The sequence below is a fragment of the Methylobacterium sp. DB0501 genome (genome assembly GCF_011043735.1).
Taxonomy (GTDB): domain Bacteria; phylum Pseudomonadota; class Alphaproteobacteria; order Rhizobiales; family Beijerinckiaceae; genus Methylobacterium; species Methylobacterium alsaeris.
In genome coordinates this window covers 24,160-39,574 of record NZ_JAAKGV010000022.1, presented here as the reverse complement: position 1 = coordinate 39,574, position 15,415 = coordinate 24,160, and the positions used below count along the sequence as shown (strand labels likewise).

Sequence of the window (15,415 nt, the reverse complement as noted above, 5' to 3'; positions counted from 1 at the left end):
GTTCTCGAGTCCGGGCTCCGCTGCGCGTCCCCGGAATGTCGCGGAGGGTTTGAAATCCGTCGCGCCCGTTCGACTATGCTCGGGCGAGTCCGAGGCTTTATCCAGGCACCACCGGCGTCTTCCCCGCCGGTAGTCCGGCCAGCACCGATTCGTCGATGTTGAGGTGCGCCCGCACCAGGGCATGCGGGGTGAGTGCCATCCACTGGTTCAGCGACACGTCGGCGTAGACCGGGCTGCGGAACAGCTCGAGGAAGCGCAGCGGCGTCGAACCGGTATTCTCGATGTAATGCCCCATGGCGAAGGGCACGTAGCCGACACCGCCGGCCTGGTAGTCGAAGGTGCGGGCCTTCGATTCCGAGCCGAACACCGTCATCCGGCCCTGCCCCGACAGATAGTACTGCCACTCGTCGCCGTTCGGGTGCCAGTGCAGCTCGCGCAATCCCCCGGGCTCCAGCTCGACGAGGGCCGCCGCGATGGACTTCGAGGCCGGGAAGATCTTCGAATCGGTGATGCGGACGCTGCCGCTCTTCGTCCGGATCGGCTCCTGCGCCAGCATCCGGTGGCTGAAGCTCTCCGGCACCGGGCCGGCGCCGCCGGTCCGGTCGCCGGCGAGCGGGCCCGGCATCGGCGCCGGGAAGATGTAGAGCTCCTTCTCCGGGAGCCGGGCCAGGGCCTCCACCGGCACGCCGAAATTCTTCGCCAGGATGTCGCGCGGAGTGTGGGCGAGCCAGTCGGTGATGAGGAAGGTCGAGTCTTCGGAAAAATGCCCGTCGTCGAAGACCAGCAGGAACTCGCAGCCGTCGACCTCGCTCTCCAGCCCCTGGATCGAGTGCGGGATGCCCGACGGGAAGTACCAGAGATCGCCCTCGCCCACGTCGTCGACGAAGGTGCGCCCGGCCTGGTCCACGGCCGTGATGCGGGCGCGGCCCTTCAGCATGTAGGACCACTCGGCTTCCTTGTGCCAGTGCATCTCGCGGGCGACACCGGCCTTGAGGCGCATGTTGACGCCGGCCATGGCGGTCGAGACCGGCAGCTCGCGGATGGTGGTCTGGCGCGCCCAGCCGCCCTCCTCCAGCCGCATGTGGCTGTCGGTGAACGACCATTTCAGGTTCGGCATCGTGCCGTGGTCGGTCTTCGGCGGGCGGGTGGTGAAGGGCTCCTCGGCCTGGCGGGCCGGGTTGCGGGGCCCGAGGATGTCGGCCCCGTCCTTGCCCCGGACCGGCGCCGGTCCGGACGGCGTCTGGGCGCCGGCGGCGGTGCTGACGAGGCCGGCCGCCGCGGCGGCCAGCGTGTGACGGCGGGAGATGAGGGTCACGGGCAGTCTCGGCCTTTGCGGGCGGCAAGGCCTCACGACCCCGCCTGGCGCCCGACAATGCCCCATCCGGCAGCGGGTTCCGCTCGGTCAGCGGCAGGGGGCGCGGCACGTACGATGCGCCTTCGCGCCCTCGCGAAAGGGTGATCGTCGCCCCACCCCTGACAGGGCACCGGACTCGCTCTAGGCTGCCGGCCGAGAGCGCCGCATGAGCGCGCCGGGAGGATGACGATGGGCCAGAACCTGAAGGACGCAGCCGACGCGATCCTGCGGCGCGGGGTGGAGCAGACGCCCGGCCTGCCGGGCATCGTCGCCATGGCGACCGACCGGGAGCGCGTTTTCTATGCCGGCGCCGCCGGGCGGCGGGGCGCGGACGCCCCGATGACCACCGACACGGTGATGGCGATCTTCTCCACCACCAAGGCGGTCACCGCCACCGCCGCGTTGCAGCTCGCCGAGGAGGGTCGGCTCGACCTCGACGCCCCGGCGGCCGGCTACGTGCCGGCCCTCGGCGAGATCCAGGTGCTCGAAGGCTTCACCGAGGACGGCAGCCCCCGGCTTCGCCCGCCGGCGCGGCCGATCACCACCCGGATGCTGCTGCTGCATACCGCCGGCTTCGGCTACGACATCTTCAACGATGCTTACGCCCGCCTCCTGCGCGAGACGAAGCGGCCGAGCGTGACCAGCGGCACCCGCGCCTCGCTGATGACGCCGCTGCTGTTCGATCCCGGGGAGTCCTGGGAATACGGCAGCAACATCGACTGGGCCGGCCAGGTGATCGAGGTGGTGACGGGCCAGCGCCTCGGGGTGGTGATGCGGGAGCGGATCTTCTCAGCCCTGGGCATGGAAAGCACCGGCTTCGCGCTGACGCCGGCCCTGCGCACCCGCCTCGCCCGGATGCACCAGCGCAACGACGACGGCACCCTGAAGGTTCTCGACGGCTTCGAGCTGCCGCAGGCGCCGGAAGTCGAGATGGGCGGCCACGGACTCTATTCCACCGCCGAGGATTACCTGCGCTTCGTCCGGATGTGGCTCAACGACGGCGCCGGCCCGCACGGCCCGGTCCTGCGACCCGAGACCGTCGCGATGGCGGCGACGAACGGGCTCGGGCCCGCAATGAAGATCCGCGCCCTGCCGGGGGTGAAGCGCCACCTCTCGCACGACGCCGAGTTCTTCCCCGGGATGCCGAAATCCTGGGGTCTGAGCTTCATGATCAACGACGAGGACGCCCCGACCGGGCGCTCGGCCGGATCGCTCGCCTGGGCGGGGTTGGCCAACCTGTATTTCTGGATCGACCGGACCAGGGGTGTCGGCGGCTTCTGGGGCACGCAGCTGTTCCCCTTCGCCGATCCGGCCTCGGTCGAGAACTTCCTGGAGTTCGAGACGGCGGTGTATCGGAGCCTGGCCTGACGATCGAAGGGTCTCCGACCGTCCTGCTCGCGCCCTCATCCTGAAATGCGATTGCCAGGGAGCCTCGAACGCGGGCCCCGGAAAACGTGGTGACCTCCGGAGACCTCCTTCGCGGTCGGTCGATCGTTGGTCGACCGACCGCGAAGCTGATTTCCGCATCGTGTGACACGTCAGGATGCGGTAACGGGTGGGAATTGAGTTGTCGCAGGTCCGAGCGGCGTCTCACGCCCCGATGAACACCCCGGCGATCGCCGCGCTCGTGAGATTCGACAGCGTCCCGGCGAGAATCGCCCTGAGGCCGAAGGCCGCCACCTCCGACCGCCGTTCCGGCACCAGGCTGCCGAAGCTCGCGAGCTGGATCGCGATCGACGACAGGTTGGCGAAGCCGCACAGGGCGAAGCACAGGATCGCGGTCGTGCGGGGACCGAGTTCGCCGCTCTTGAGCACCGGCGAGAGGTTGGCGTAGGCCAGGAACTCGTTGAAGGCGAGCTTCTGGCCGATGGCGCCGCCGACGAGGGTCGCCTGGTCCCAGGGCACGCCGAGGAGCCAGGCCAGCGGCGCCAGCACGACTCCGAGGGCTCCCTCGATCGAGGCACCGGGCATCCCGACGAAGCCACCCGCATACGCCACGATCCCGTTGACCAGCGCGATCAGGCCCACGAAGGCGATGAGCATCGCGCCGACCGCGACCGCCACCGCGAGGCCCTTCTGGGTGCCGTCGGCGGCGGCCTCGATCACGTTGACCGCCCGGGTCTCGCCGAACTCGACGCGCATGGTCTTGACCCGGCTCGGCTCGGTCGAGGGCACCAGGATCTTGGCGTAGAGGAGCCCGCCGGGGATCGCCATGAACGAGGCAGCCAGCAGATAGGGCATCGGCACGCCGAGCGCCGCGTAGCCGGCGAGGATCGAGCCGGCGGTGGAGGCGGCCCCGCTCGTCATCACGGCGAAGAGTTCGGCCCCGGTGAGGAGTGCCAGGAAGGGGCGGAGCGCCACCGCGATCTCGCTCTGGCCGATGAAGATGGTGATGACCGCCGAGAAGGTCTCGATCCGCGAGGTGCCGAGCACCCGCTGCAGCGCCGCCCCCAGCGCCCGGGCGAGCGCCTGCATCACGCCGAAGTGATACAGTACCGCGATCAGCGCCGAGACGTAGACGATCTGCGGCAGTACCCGGAGCGCCAGCACGAAGCCGCCGCCGCCGAACAGTTCGAACATCTTGGGCTCGACGAGGCCGCCGAACAGGAAGGCCGCGCCCTTGTCGCCATAGGCCAGCACCGCCTGGACCGCGTCGGCGACGGCCCCGAGGCCCGCGCGGCCCGCCGGCCAGAACAGCACCAGGGCGCCGAGCCCGACCTGGACGGCGAGCGCCGACAGGACCACCCGCGGCCGGATCGCCCGCCGGTTGGTCGAGAACAGAACCGCGATCGCGATCAAAGCCGCGATGCTGGCGCCGGCGTGGAGGAGGCGTTCGGGCATTCAGGTCTTCCCCATCGGCGGGCCTTCCCCATCGGCAGGTCCCAGCAAGCCTGATGCCGCATCGTTCAGTACCGGTTCAAGCGCGGCGTTTCGTGATGAGGCCCGCCATTGTGCTGCCCGAAACGGCGGCGATCCGAGGCGAAACCGGGGGCACCACCCCGCTCGCTACCCACGGGAGGGCCGTGCCATGCCGTCGCTCCGCCACCTGGTCGTCGTGATGGGGCTGGCCCTCGCGGCCGTCGCCGCCACCGCCCTGCCCGCAGCCGCCGCCGCCGCCGAGCGCCGCATCGCCCTCGTCGTCGGCAACGGTGCCTACGCGGCCGGCGCGCTGCCCACGACCGCCAACGATGCCGGCCTCGTCGCCCAGACCTTGCAGGCGGCGGGGTTCGACGTCGTCGGCGCCCGCGACCTCGACGAGGAATCGCTGCGGCGGACCTTGCGCGACTTCACCGACAAGGCCGCGGCGGCGGGGCCGGACACGGTCGCCTTCCTGTACCTCGCCGGATACGGGTTGCAGCTCGAGAACGAGGCCTATTTCGCCCCGGTCGATGCCCGGATCGAGACCGCCTCGGACGTGCCGCTCCAGGCCCTGCGGGTCTCGGACTACGTCAAGCGCCTCGCCGCCCTGCCGCTCAAGACCCGGTTCGTGGTGCTCGATGCCGCCCGAAATGCCCCGTTCCGCCTGCGCGGCGATCCGCTGGCCGGCGGCCTGCCGCTGGTCGAGGCGGAGCCCGGCAGCCTGATCGCGTATAACTCAGCGCCCGGCACCGTCGGCCCGGCCGAGACCGGGCCCTACGGCGCCTACGCGCTCGCCCTCGTCGAGATGATCCGCGAGGGCGGGCTCGCCCCGGCCCGCCTGTTCGAGCGGGTGCGGCTGCGGGTGGCGGAGGTTACACGCGGCGGCGAGGTACCGTGGAGCGCCTCGCGCATCGAGACGCCGTTCGTGTTCCTGGAGCGGGAGGCCGGCGCGCCGTCGCTCGCCGGGTTCGAGCCGCCGCAAAAGCCACTGGGGGAGATCGGCGCGCGGGAGGCCTACGCCGCCTGCCTTGGCCGCGACACCCTGGCCGCTTACGAGGAATTCGTCGCCGCCTATCCGCGCGATCCGCTGGCCAAGCGCGTGCGGGCGATCATCGCGGCGCGGCGCGAGGCCCTGACCTGGCGCCGCAGCGCGCTCGCCGATTCGCGGGAGGCCTACTGGTCCTATCTCTCCCGCTATCCGCGCGGACCGCACGCCTGGGATGCGCGCCGGCGCCTGTCGGCGCTCGCCGCCGCTTTCGAGCCGCCGGCGGATTACCGCGTGCTGGCCTACGACGTGCCGCCGCCGCCGCCGGACGAGGTGGTCTTCGTCGAGCGGCCGGTGCTCTTTCTCGACGATCCGGTCTACGCCTTGCCGCCGCCGCCCGTCGCCTTCCTGCCGCCGCGGCCGACCGTGCTGGTGGAGCTGGCCCCGCCCCCGCCGCCGGTCGAGACCTACGTGCTTCCGGTGCCGGCCTACGTGCCGGTGCCCACTTACGTCGTGGCGCCCCCGGCCGTGGTGCCGCCGCCGAATCCGGTGTTGTTCCAGAACCTGCACGTCACCACCGTCACGGTCGTGAACGAGCACGGCGCCGAGCCGGCGCCGGGGACGGCGCGCCTCGCGGCGCCGGCCGTCGGCGCCGTGGCGGGGGCGGCGCTCGGGGCTGCCGCGGCCCGCGTCGCCCTGCCGCCGGCCCTCGCCCGGAAGGCGGCCCTGCGGCCCGACCCGCAGGGCGCGCCGGGCCAGATCCCGCGCGCCAACGGGCCGGCGGGCGCGATGCCGCCCGGAGCCGCCGCCCTGCGGCCGAGCCTGCCCGGACAGATCCCGCCCCAAGGCCTGCTCCCGCCTCAAGGCTCGCCTCAAGCTCCGGCCGGGCCGCGCGCGAACCCCGCGCAGGCCCTGACCGGTGCGGGCGGCAACCCACTGCCGGCCGTCGCCCGTCGTCCCGGCGCCCCCGCCGGCGCACCGGCCGGCCGGCCCGTCGGGCTAGGCCAGATTCCCCCGGCCGCCGCACAGCCTGCCGGCCAGCCTCCAGTTCAGCGGCCCACCCTGGCCGACCGCCCGCCGCAGGGCCTGCAGCCTCAAGGCGTGCGCCCGCCGGTGACGCCGTCGCGCCCGGTCCAGCCGCCCAGGATGGTTGCCCCCGCGCAGGCGCCTCGGCCGGCAATGCCGCCGCCTCCTCGCATGGCCGCACCCGCCCGCGCCCCGCGGCCGGATGACGGGTTGCAGCGGATGCGGATGGAGCAGGCCGTGCGCCAGCAGGCGATGCAGCGGCAACAGCAAATGCAGGCCCAGCAGGCGCAGACCCGTCAGCGCTTCGAGGCGCAGCAGATGATGCAGCACCAGCAGCAGCAGATGCAGGACGCGATGCGGCGCCAGCAGGCCCAGGCGATGCGCCAGCCGCAGATGATGGCGCCGCGGCCCCAGCCGATGCAGCCGCAGATGCACCCGCCGCAAGCCGGTCCCCGGCCCGCGCCCCATGCGCCGCCGCCGGGGCGAGGCTGCGGCCATCCGGGCGGGCCGCCCTGCCGGTAGGAGACGGTTCGTCGACCGCTCGACGCCTCCGACGCCCACGACGTCGTCCCGGGACTCGGCACCGCCGAGAGCCCGCGCTGAGGCGGCGGGTCTCAGCAGCGTCGAGAGGACCGCGCAGGGATGTCGACTTGGCAGGGGGGTTCGACCCGGGGAAACGAGAAGGGGCGCGGCCCCTCCCCCGTTCGGAGGAGGCACCGCGCCCCGTCGCCTTCCGAGACCGCGAAAGCCCTCAGTCGATGTCCTCGACCGCGTCGGCGCCGCCATAGACCCGGTGCGCCAGCGACGCCTCGATCAGATCGTCGATGTCGCCGTCGAGGACGTCGTCGGGGCTGGTCGACTGGGCGCCGGTGCGCAGGTCCTTCACCAGCTGGTACGGCTGGAGCACGTAGGAGCGGATCTGGTGGCCCCAGCCGATATCGGTCTTCGAGGCCGCCTCGGCATTGGCCTTCTCCTCGCGCTTCTTCAGCTCGAGCTCGTAGAGGCGGGCGCGCAGCATGTTCCAGGCGGTGGCCCGGTTCTTGTGCTGCGAGCGCTCCTGCTGGCACGCCACCACGATCCCGGTCGGGTTGTGGGTGATGCGTACCGCCGAATCGGTGGTGTTGACGTGCTGGCCGCCGGCACCGGACGAGCGGTAGGTGTCGATCCGGCAGTCGGATTCCTTGATCTCGATCGTGATCCGGTCGTCGATGACCGGATAGACCCAGACGCTGGCGAAGCTGGTGTGCCGCCGGGCGTTGGAATCGTAGGGAGAGATCCGCACCAGGCGGTGGACGCCCGATTCGGTCTTCAGCCACCCGTAGGCGTTGTGGCCCTTGATCAGGAGCGTGGCGCCCTTGATCCCGGCCTCCTCGCCGTCGGACCACTCGACGATCTCGACCTTGTACTTCCGGCGCTCGGCCCAGCGGGCATACATGCGCTGGAGCATGTTGGCCCAGTCCTGGCTCTCGGTGCCGCCGGCCCCGGCATGGACCTCGAGATAGGTGTCGTTGCCGTCGGCCTCGCCCGAGAGCAGGGTCTCGATCTGGCGGCGCGCGGCCTCGACCTGCACGGCGCGGATCTGCTCCTCGCCCTCGCGGATGCTGGCGGCGTCGCCCTCCATCTCGCCGAGCTCGATCAGCGTCGCGCCGTCCTCCAGCCCCTGCTCCAGGCGCCGGATCGCCGTCACGGCGTCGTCGAGCTGCGTGCGCTCGCGCATGACCTTCTGGGCCTCCTCCGGATCGTTCCAGAGCGAGGGGTCCTCCGAGCGGGCGTTCAGCTCCGCGAGGCGCTTGTCAACGGTATCCCAGTCAAAGATGCCTCCTCAGCAGTCCGATCGACTGCTTGGCGGCATCCGAGAGTTGCTCGATCTCGGCGCGCATCTGGTGTGGGTTCACTCGCGTGAGGGTGGGGCCAGGGTGATAGCGCCGGGGGGCGCGGGTGTAAACGCCGGGCGGCCCCTCCGGCATCCGGCGCGGGATCGATGAGGCCGGCCACGCGAAGGGCGATCTCGTCGACGGCGGACGCATCGGCGCGGCGCTGCCGCCTCGTTCCGGAACCGCCACGATGGCCCCGTCCTTCACGTCCAGCGCCAATCCGGTTCCGACATGCCGATTCGTTCGAGGCGTATGCCCGGCACGATGACGACTCGTACGCCGCCTTGCTGGCGCACCGTCATGATGGTGGGCATCCCGCGTGCCGTCCGATTCCAGGCGACAGGAGTCGCATGAAACCGGTTCGCCGCACTCTCTCCCGGACGATAGGCCGATCTCCGGCTCGCTGCAGGAGGCGCTACCGCCTCCCGATCCCGAAGAGCCGCTTGGTCCATCCGAGACCGCCCGCCCGCCCCCCGGTTGCGCCGGCCGCCGGCGCCGCGGCGTCGTTCGCCGCACGCTTGAGGCCGATCTCCGGGGTCACCGCGACGTGGGCCGGCGCGACCACGTCCTGGTCCGGGGCGAGCCGGAAGGCGAGGCCGTCGCCGGCATCGGGCAGGGGGGCGAAGCCGGTGCGCGCGAACACGTCGCGGCAGGGCCCGTTCGCCGTCGTCTCGATCAGGCGGCCGGTGATGGCGGCGGCCGGCCGGCCCTCGCGGATCCGGGCGCAGAGATAGGCGAGTGCCGCCCGCTCCACCTCCATGCCGAGCACCCGGCAGCTCATCACGAACTGCACGATCTCGGTGCCCTTGGCATAGAGGATCCCGACGAGGCCGTATTCCGAGAAGCGGTCCTTGACCTTGAAGGCGTGGATCTCCCCGCCCTCGGCCAGGAAGGCGAGGATCTCGGGATGCGTCCAGCGCCTCCCCGTGGTGTTGAACTGGTTGGTCTTGTTGGTGAGTTCGAGAACCCGGGGAAATTCCGGCTGGTCGGGCCCGGTGACGCCGGTGAAATCGACCGCGCAGCCGAGGCCGGCGAGGAACTCCTCGCGGCTGAGCTTCGCCCGGGTCTCCTCGCGGGCGGCCTGGTTGCGGATCGAGGTCTCGCGCAGGGCGGCCTCGGCCGAGAGTTGGGGCAGCTGCAGCTCGGGCGCCCAGAGCAGGATGCGCCGGGTCAGGTAGGGGTTCGAGCCGATGGTGCGGATCTCCGGCAGGGCGTGGCGCACCGCCTCCCGCTCGACCGGGTTGTCGTCGACGAACACCACGCTCTTCGGCGTCAGGTTGAACTCGCGGCAGATCTCGGCGATGTTCTCGGCCTTCGGCCGCCAGTTGATCTTCGCCAGCGCGAAGTCGGACAGCTTCAGGAACGGCGGATCGACCACGTTGTCCCAATGCGCCTCGACGATGTGGTGGTCGTTCTTGGAGCACAATGCGACCAGGATGCCGCGGGCGCGCAGGTGCTGGACCGCCTCCCAGATCCCGTTCTGCCAGCCGCCGCGCGGCCAGGGGAAGCGGTCGGGGTGGAAATCCTCCGCGATGAGGCCGCGCCACAGGGTGTTGTCGAGGTCGAAGATCACCGCCTTGACCTGATCCATCTGCCGGACCGTGCGGTAGGTCGCGACCGCCTGCTCGTAGACCGCGAGCAGGAATTCGAGCTGGCGCGACTCGTAGAAGGTGTTGAGAAGCGGCACCGGCTCGATCCGGGCCGAGGGCACCAGGTCGACCCCGTCCTGCTGGAAGTTGGAGCCGTGGGCGTAGAAGCCCGTGATGTCGTCGAGGAAGTAGCGCTTGCCGAGGCTGGAGGCGACCGCGTCGACGTCGCACAGGAATACGTTGCGGTAGGGCTTGATCGCCTGCGCGATGTAGTGGTTCAGCCGCCGGATCAGGAAGGCGATGTCGCCGTCGGCGAGCCGCCGGTCGAGGCTGGCGGCGATGTCGAGCTGCGGCACGACGAAGGTCGACACGAAGGTCAGGAGCCCGTGCGCCCGGTTGTAGGCGAGCCCGGCCTCCAGCATCGCATCGATCATGATGCAGCCATCGCGAAACGTCTGGTCGAGGAAGGCCGAATCGAAGATGCGCCCGCCGGTGATGATCCGGTCCGTCAGCACCGTGCGCAGCGGGATCTGCAGGTACTGGAAGTCGTAATCGGCGACCGGATGGGGCGGGCTCGCCGGCAGGTCGCTGGCGCTGTTGAACAGCACGTAGTCGAAGGCGACGTCGGGAATCGCCTGCACGTAGGTGCGGTGGTAGAGTTCGGTCAGGCAGGAGCCGACCAGCAGGACCCGGGCGATGCCGGTCGGCGTGACCTGGAGGTCGCGGGGGAACAGGAACTCGCCCGCAGGCAGCCCCGCCTGGCCTCCGAAGCCCAGATGGCCGTCGGGCGTGCACTCGTAGAGCATCGCCTCCCGGCCCGGATCCTCGACCCCGCGCAACGCGACGTGCAGGCTGCCGTCGCGGACGTAGAGGTGGTCGGCGCGCCACGAATCCTGGCCCTTGGTCGAGGACAGGCGGAATTCCTCGCCCTCGAGCGACCAGCGGTCGCCGGAGAGCGGACCGTCGCCGGCGATCCCGCCCTCGGACCCGAACCGGACATGGGTCGCGAGCGGATGCCCCTCGGCGGTGGCGAAGGCCCACCGCGTCGTCACGAGCTTCTGGGTCGGGAGGCTCTTGGCCAGATGCAGCATCGGGAGGGTCGTCCGTCTCACGGCGGGGCGCGCGTGCCGATCGCCGCACGATGGCCCTCACGCCGGCATGCGTGTCCGAATGGAGCGGGCGGCGCGCTCCTGCACGCCGCCTCGCGGTGTCTGGCCGGTCAGTACAGCCCGCCCGCCTGGGCGGCCCGGTCCGCATCGGCCGGTGCCGCCGCGGGAGCCGCCGGCTGGGCGCTCGGCGGAGCCGAGTAGCTGTCCGGCGGGGCGGTGCCGGGCTTGAACGCCTCGAGGACGCCGCCCTCCGAGCCGCCGGCGCGGGTGCCGGAGGCAAGGTTGACGCGGATCAGCTTGATGCCCGGGGGCACGCGGAACGGCGTCGGCGGCTTGTCCTTGAGGGCAGCCTTCAGGAAGTCGCGGGCGACCGGGGCGGCGAGCCCGCCGCCGGTGGCGCGGTCGCCGAGCGAGCGGGGCTTGTCGTAGCCGATATAGATGCCGACCGCGAGATCGGGCGAGAAGCCGACGAACCAGGCGTCCTTGGCGTCGTTGGTGGTGCCGGTCTTGCCGGCGAGCGGCTTGCCGATCTCCTTCAGGATGGTGGCGGTCCCGCGCTGGACCACGCCCTCCATGATCGAGACGATCTGGTAGGCGGTGAGCGGGTCGAGGACCTGCTCGGAATCGTCGACCAGCTTCGGCTCGTCCTGGCCCGACCACTTCTCGGCGTCGCAGCCGATGCACTTGCGGGTGTCGTGGCGGTAGATGGTCTCGCCGTTGCGATCCTGGATCCGGTCGATCAGCGTCGGGCGGATGCGCCGGCCGCCGTTATCGAGCATCGAGTAGGCGGTGACCATCCGCATCACGGTGGTCTCGCCGGCGCCGAGCGACATCGGCAGCACCGGCAGCATGTCGTCGTAGACGCCGAAGCGGCGGGCGTACTCGGCGATGAGCGGCATGCCGACATCCTTGGCGAGCCGCACCGTCATCAGGTTCTTCGAGTGCTCGATGCCGTAGCGCAGGGTGTGGGGACCGCCGGACTTGCCGTCGTAGTTCGAGGGCGTCCAGGCCTCCTGGCCGGGCCCCGCCTCGATGGTGATCGGCGTATCGAGGACGATCGAGGACGGGGTGTAGCCGTTGTCGAGGGCTGCCGAGTAGACGATCGGCTTGAACGACGAGCCGGGCTGGCGCATCGCCTGGGTGGCGCGGTTGAACTCGCTCTCGTCGTAGGAGAAGCCGCCGACCATCGCGTGGACGCGACCGGTATAGGGATCCATCGCCACGATGGCGCCGGAAACCTCCGGGATCTGGCGCAGGCGGTAGGCGTTGCCGGCCCCCTCCATCCGCTCGACATAGACCACGTCGCCGGGGTTGAGCGCCGCGGCGACGCTGCGGCCGGTCCAGCGCACGCCCTCCGCCGTGATGATGCCCGTGTCGCGGTCCTTCGAGACCTGGCCCGAACTCTCGCGCTTCGGCTGCAGGCCGATCGTGGCGCGCCCGCCCGAGGTGTCGAGCACCACCGCGAGCCGCCAGGGCTGCACGTCGCCGAGCGCCGGCACCTCGGCCACCGCCATGCCCCAGTCGCGGCCGACGAGCTCGACCCGGCTCTTCGGCCCGCGCCAGCCGCGGGCCTGGTCGTAGCGCACGAGGCCGTCGACGAGGGCCTTGCGGGCCATCGTCTGCATCTTCGGGTCGAGAGTGGTGCGCACCGACAGGCCGCCCTCGTAGAGCTTCTTCTCGCCGTAGCGCTCGGAGATCTCGCGGCGGACCTCCTCGGCGAAGTAGTTCGCGTTGGCGGTGTTGGGCGAGACGTTGCGCGGGTTGACGCCGAGCGGCAGCTTGCGCTCCGATTCGGCCTCCTCCTTGGTGATGTACCCGTTCTGGGCCATCAGGCCGATGATCTCGTTGCGGCGCGCCAGCGCCTGCTGGGTGCGGCGATAGGGGTGGTAGTTGTTCGGGCCCTTCGGCAAGGCCGCGAGATAGGCCGCCTCGTGGATCGTCAGCTCGTGCACCGACTTGCCGAAATAATCGAGGGCGGCAGCCGCGATGCCGTGCAGGTTGCGGCCCGGCACGATGGTGCCGAGGAAGATCTCGTTGAGGTAGAGCTCGAGGATCTTGTCCTTCGAGTAGGTCGACTCGATGCGCAGGGCGATCAGCGCCTCGCGGATCTTGCGGTCGAAGGTCTGCTCGCTCGACAAGAGGAAGTTCTTGGCGACCTGCTGGGTGATGGTCGAGGCGCCCTGCTTCTTGCCACTCGACGCATTGGTCAGGATCGCCCGGACGATGCCCTCCGGGTCGATGCCGCCGTGCTTGTAGAAGTTCTTGTCCTCGGCCGACAGGAAGGCCGCGATGACGATTTTCGGCATCGCCTGGATCGGCAGATAGAGCCGGCGCTCGCGGGCATACTCGGCGAGCAGGCTGCCGTCGGCCGCGTGGACGCGGGTCATCACCGGCGGCTCGTAATTGGCGAGCGCCGCGTGGTCGGGCAGGTCGCGCGAGTACTTCCAGAAGAAGTAGCCGCCCGCCGCGGCGCCGACGACGACCATCATCGCGCCGATGCTGAACAGGAAGCCGAAGAAGCGGAGGATGAAGCGCATCGAAACCCGATCCGTCGATGATGCCGCGCGGCCCTCAGGGCCTGCTGTGTAGCCCGAGATGCGTGGCGGAGGCCACGCCCGGGCACGGCTCCTCACGAGAACGCGACCGTCACGACGACGCGCGAACCGCTCCCGCGCTTAGCGGAGGAGGACCGCGGAATCCAGGACAGCGAGGGGCCGACGGGTCCCTATCGACACGGGATCTATGGTGAAACTGGGGCGGGTCCGCCCTGCCCGGCCGAACCCTGCCCCGCCGAACCTTGGCCCGCCGAGATCTGGGCAGCCCTGCCGATCCGGGGCGCGTCCGCCGTACGGGCGGCGACGGCCGGCGGCAGGCGGGACGCGAAGAACGCCTCGATGGCGCCGGCCATCTGGCCGGTGACGTTGGTCCGCCACTCGTCGGAGAGCAGCAGGTCGAGGTCGCGCTTGCTCGACAGGTAGCCGAGCTCGACCAGCACCGAGGGCACGTCGGGCGAGCGCAGCACCCGGAAGCCGGCCTCGCGGTGGGGCTTGGCGCTCATCTCCATCACGCCGGAGAGGCGGGTGAACAGCCCCTTGGCGAACCGGGCCGAGAAGCCGCGGGTCTCGCGCAGGGTGAGTTCCTGCAGGATGTCGGCGACGTCGCCCGGGCCGTCGCCCTGGTCGGCGCCGGCGGCGGCGTCGGCCTTGTTCTCGCGGTCGGCGAGCCGGGCCGATTCGGCGTCGGTCGCCTTCTCGGACCCGGTATAGATGGTGGCGCCGCGCACCTGCGGCGCGGCCGAGATCGAGTCGGCGTGGATCGACACGAACAGGTCGGCCTTCGCGTCGCGGGCGATGCGCACCCGCTCGTTCAGCGGCACGAACACGTCGCGGTCGCGGGTCATCTGTACCCGGATCCTGCCCCCGGCCTCCAGGCGCTGCACCAGCCCCTGGGCGACGCCGAACACGATGTCCTTCTCGTAGACGCCGGTGCCCGCGATGGCGCCGGGATCGATGCCGCCATGGCCGGCATCGACGATGACGAGGGGGCGCGAATCACCCGCCTGCTGCACCGATGCGGCCGCCGGGCGGGCGGGCTCGGGCGGCTGGGCGGCGCGCCGGAACGCCTCGCGGTCGCTGCGGGCGAGGTCGATGGTCAGCAGCGTCGCCCCGTCCCGCGGCCGGGTGGTGGTGGCGACCCGCGCCACCGTGGCCGTCTGGGCGAGGTCGATGACGATGCGCGAGCGGCCGGGGGCGAACAGGCCGTAGCGGTAGGAGGCGACGAGCCCCTCCCGCTTGCGCCCGGCTTCCGGCGGCAGCTGGAAATTGACCTCCGGCAGGTCGACGATCGCCCGGTCGGGCCGCTCCATCACGAAGGCCCGCGCCTCGACCGGCCGCGACAGAACCACGATCAGGCGGTTGCCGCCCTCGGGCGCGGCCGCGACCTCCGCGGCGATCGCCACGGCGGGACGATCGGACGCCTGATGCTCGGGCGCGGCGACGCCTGCCGACGACGCGGCGAAGCCGGCGGCCGGCAGGACGAGGCACGCGGCCAGCAGGGCGGCACGGACCGCCAGGCGGATCGGACCCGTCGGGCTCGTCTCTCGTGTCGGACTGGCCTGTCGTATCGGACTTGCGCGTCGTGTCGGCATGGCTCGCGGCGACCTGAAGGCTGCATCCCGGTTACGCGATAACCGCGCCATGGTTAACGCATCGCGAAGGCCTCCGGATCGCCGGTTTCCCGCTGTGGCCCCCGGGGTACAGCCGGAAGGGCGGCAAGGTCGCCGCCGCTCCCGCCTTATCGCCGCGTTGGCGCTTGCAAATTCCGCCGGACACTCTGTAATGATGATGACCCCTGCCCGTTGCCGCCGGCTTCTCGCCGCGGACCACGGGCTCGCCCGGGCGCTCTCGCAGCGGCTTCGGCGCTGGCCGGCCGCCGGCGGATCGTCCGACGATCTCGCGAGCCGGGCAGGTGTCTCTAGATCCGCGACGGCGTTCGTGAACGTCGTCGCCCGTTTTTACCGGCGGCCGGACCTTCGCGTCCCGGCGCCTCGATTCGAAAGGTCGGTGGGAGTATGCGCGGACGCACAGCCTCGGATCACGAAGCTGCTGCCCCAGGCGCGC

Annotated in this window: 8 protein-coding genes; 2 read left to right on the top strand and 6 right to left on the bottom strand. The window is 71.2% G+C overall.

Features of this window, described 5'->3' with window-relative positions:
• Positions 1 to 97 precede the first annotated feature (97 nt).
• Positions 98 to 1,315 (bottom strand): oxalate decarboxylase family bicupin, encoded by a 1,218-nt coding sequence (locus tag G4G93_RS27440; RefSeq protein WP_165089129.1) that lies wholly within the window; start codon positions 1,313 to 1,315, stop codon positions 98 to 100.
• A 228-nt stretch (positions 1,316 to 1,543) separates the two neighbouring features.
• Between G4G93_RS27440 and G4G93_RS27435 the strand changes: the two genes are divergently transcribed.
• The gene (locus G4G93_RS27435) at positions 1,544 to 2,722 is read left to right on the top strand and encodes a serine hydrolase (protein WP_165089126.1); all 1,179 of its coding nucleotides are present in this window, start codon (positions 1,544 to 1,546) and stop codon (positions 2,720 to 2,722) included.
• Positions 2,723 to 2,944: 222 nt separating this feature from the next.
• On the opposite strand, the gene G4G93_RS27430 is transcribed toward G4G93_RS27435, so the two are convergent.
• On the bottom strand, positions 2,945 to 4,195 hold the full coding sequence (locus tag G4G93_RS27430; RefSeq protein WP_165089124.1) for a NupC/NupG family nucleoside CNT transporter: 1,251 nt from the start codon (positions 4,193 to 4,195) through the stop codon (positions 2,945 to 2,947).
• Positions 4,196 to 4,382: 187 nt separating this feature from the next.
• Here G4G93_RS27430 and G4G93_RS27425 point away from each other — a divergent pair, with 187 nt between their 5' ends.
• Entirely contained in the window at positions 4,383 to 6,746 is a 2,364-nt protein-coding gene (locus G4G93_RS27425) for a caspase domain-containing protein (protein ID WP_165089121.1), read from the top strand.
• A 229-nt stretch (positions 6,747 to 6,975) separates the two neighbouring features.
• Here the strand turns inward: G4G93_RS27425 and prfB are convergent.
• The 4 genes from prfB to G4G93_RS27405 all read right to left on the bottom strand — a co-directional run bounded on the left by prfB (position 6,976) and on the right by G4G93_RS27405 (position 14,943).
• Positions 6,976 to 8,104, bottom strand: a protein-coding gene (prfB, locus tag G4G93_RS27420; protein ID WP_165089119.1) for a peptide chain release factor 2 whose coding sequence is annotated in 2 segments (ribosomal slippage) — positions 6,976 to 8,034 and positions 8,036 to 8,104 — 1,128 coding nt in all. Because the reading frame shifts where the segments join, the coding sequence is not laid out codon by codon here.
• 409 nt (positions 8,105 to 8,513) lie between these two features.
• A complete protein-coding gene (locus G4G93_RS27415) occupies positions 8,514 to 10,778 on the bottom strand; it encodes an HAD-IIIC family phosphatase (RefSeq protein ID WP_206290062.1) in 2,265 nt (754 codons plus the stop codon).
• Between the two features lie 128 nt (positions 10,779 to 10,906).
• Positions 10,907 to 13,333: a penicillin-binding protein 1A gene (locus G4G93_RS27410; protein WP_165089116.1), complete on the bottom strand. Its 2,427-nt coding sequence runs from the start codon at positions 13,331 to 13,333 to the stop codon at positions 10,907 to 10,909.
• A gap of 203 nt (positions 13,334 to 13,536) precedes the next feature.
• On the bottom strand, positions 13,537 to 14,943 hold the full coding sequence (locus G4G93_RS27405) for an N-acetylmuramoyl-L-alanine amidase (protein ID WP_165089114.1): 1,407 nt from the start codon (positions 14,941 to 14,943) through the stop codon (positions 13,537 to 13,539).
• Positions 14,944 to 15,415: the final 472 nt, after the last annotated feature.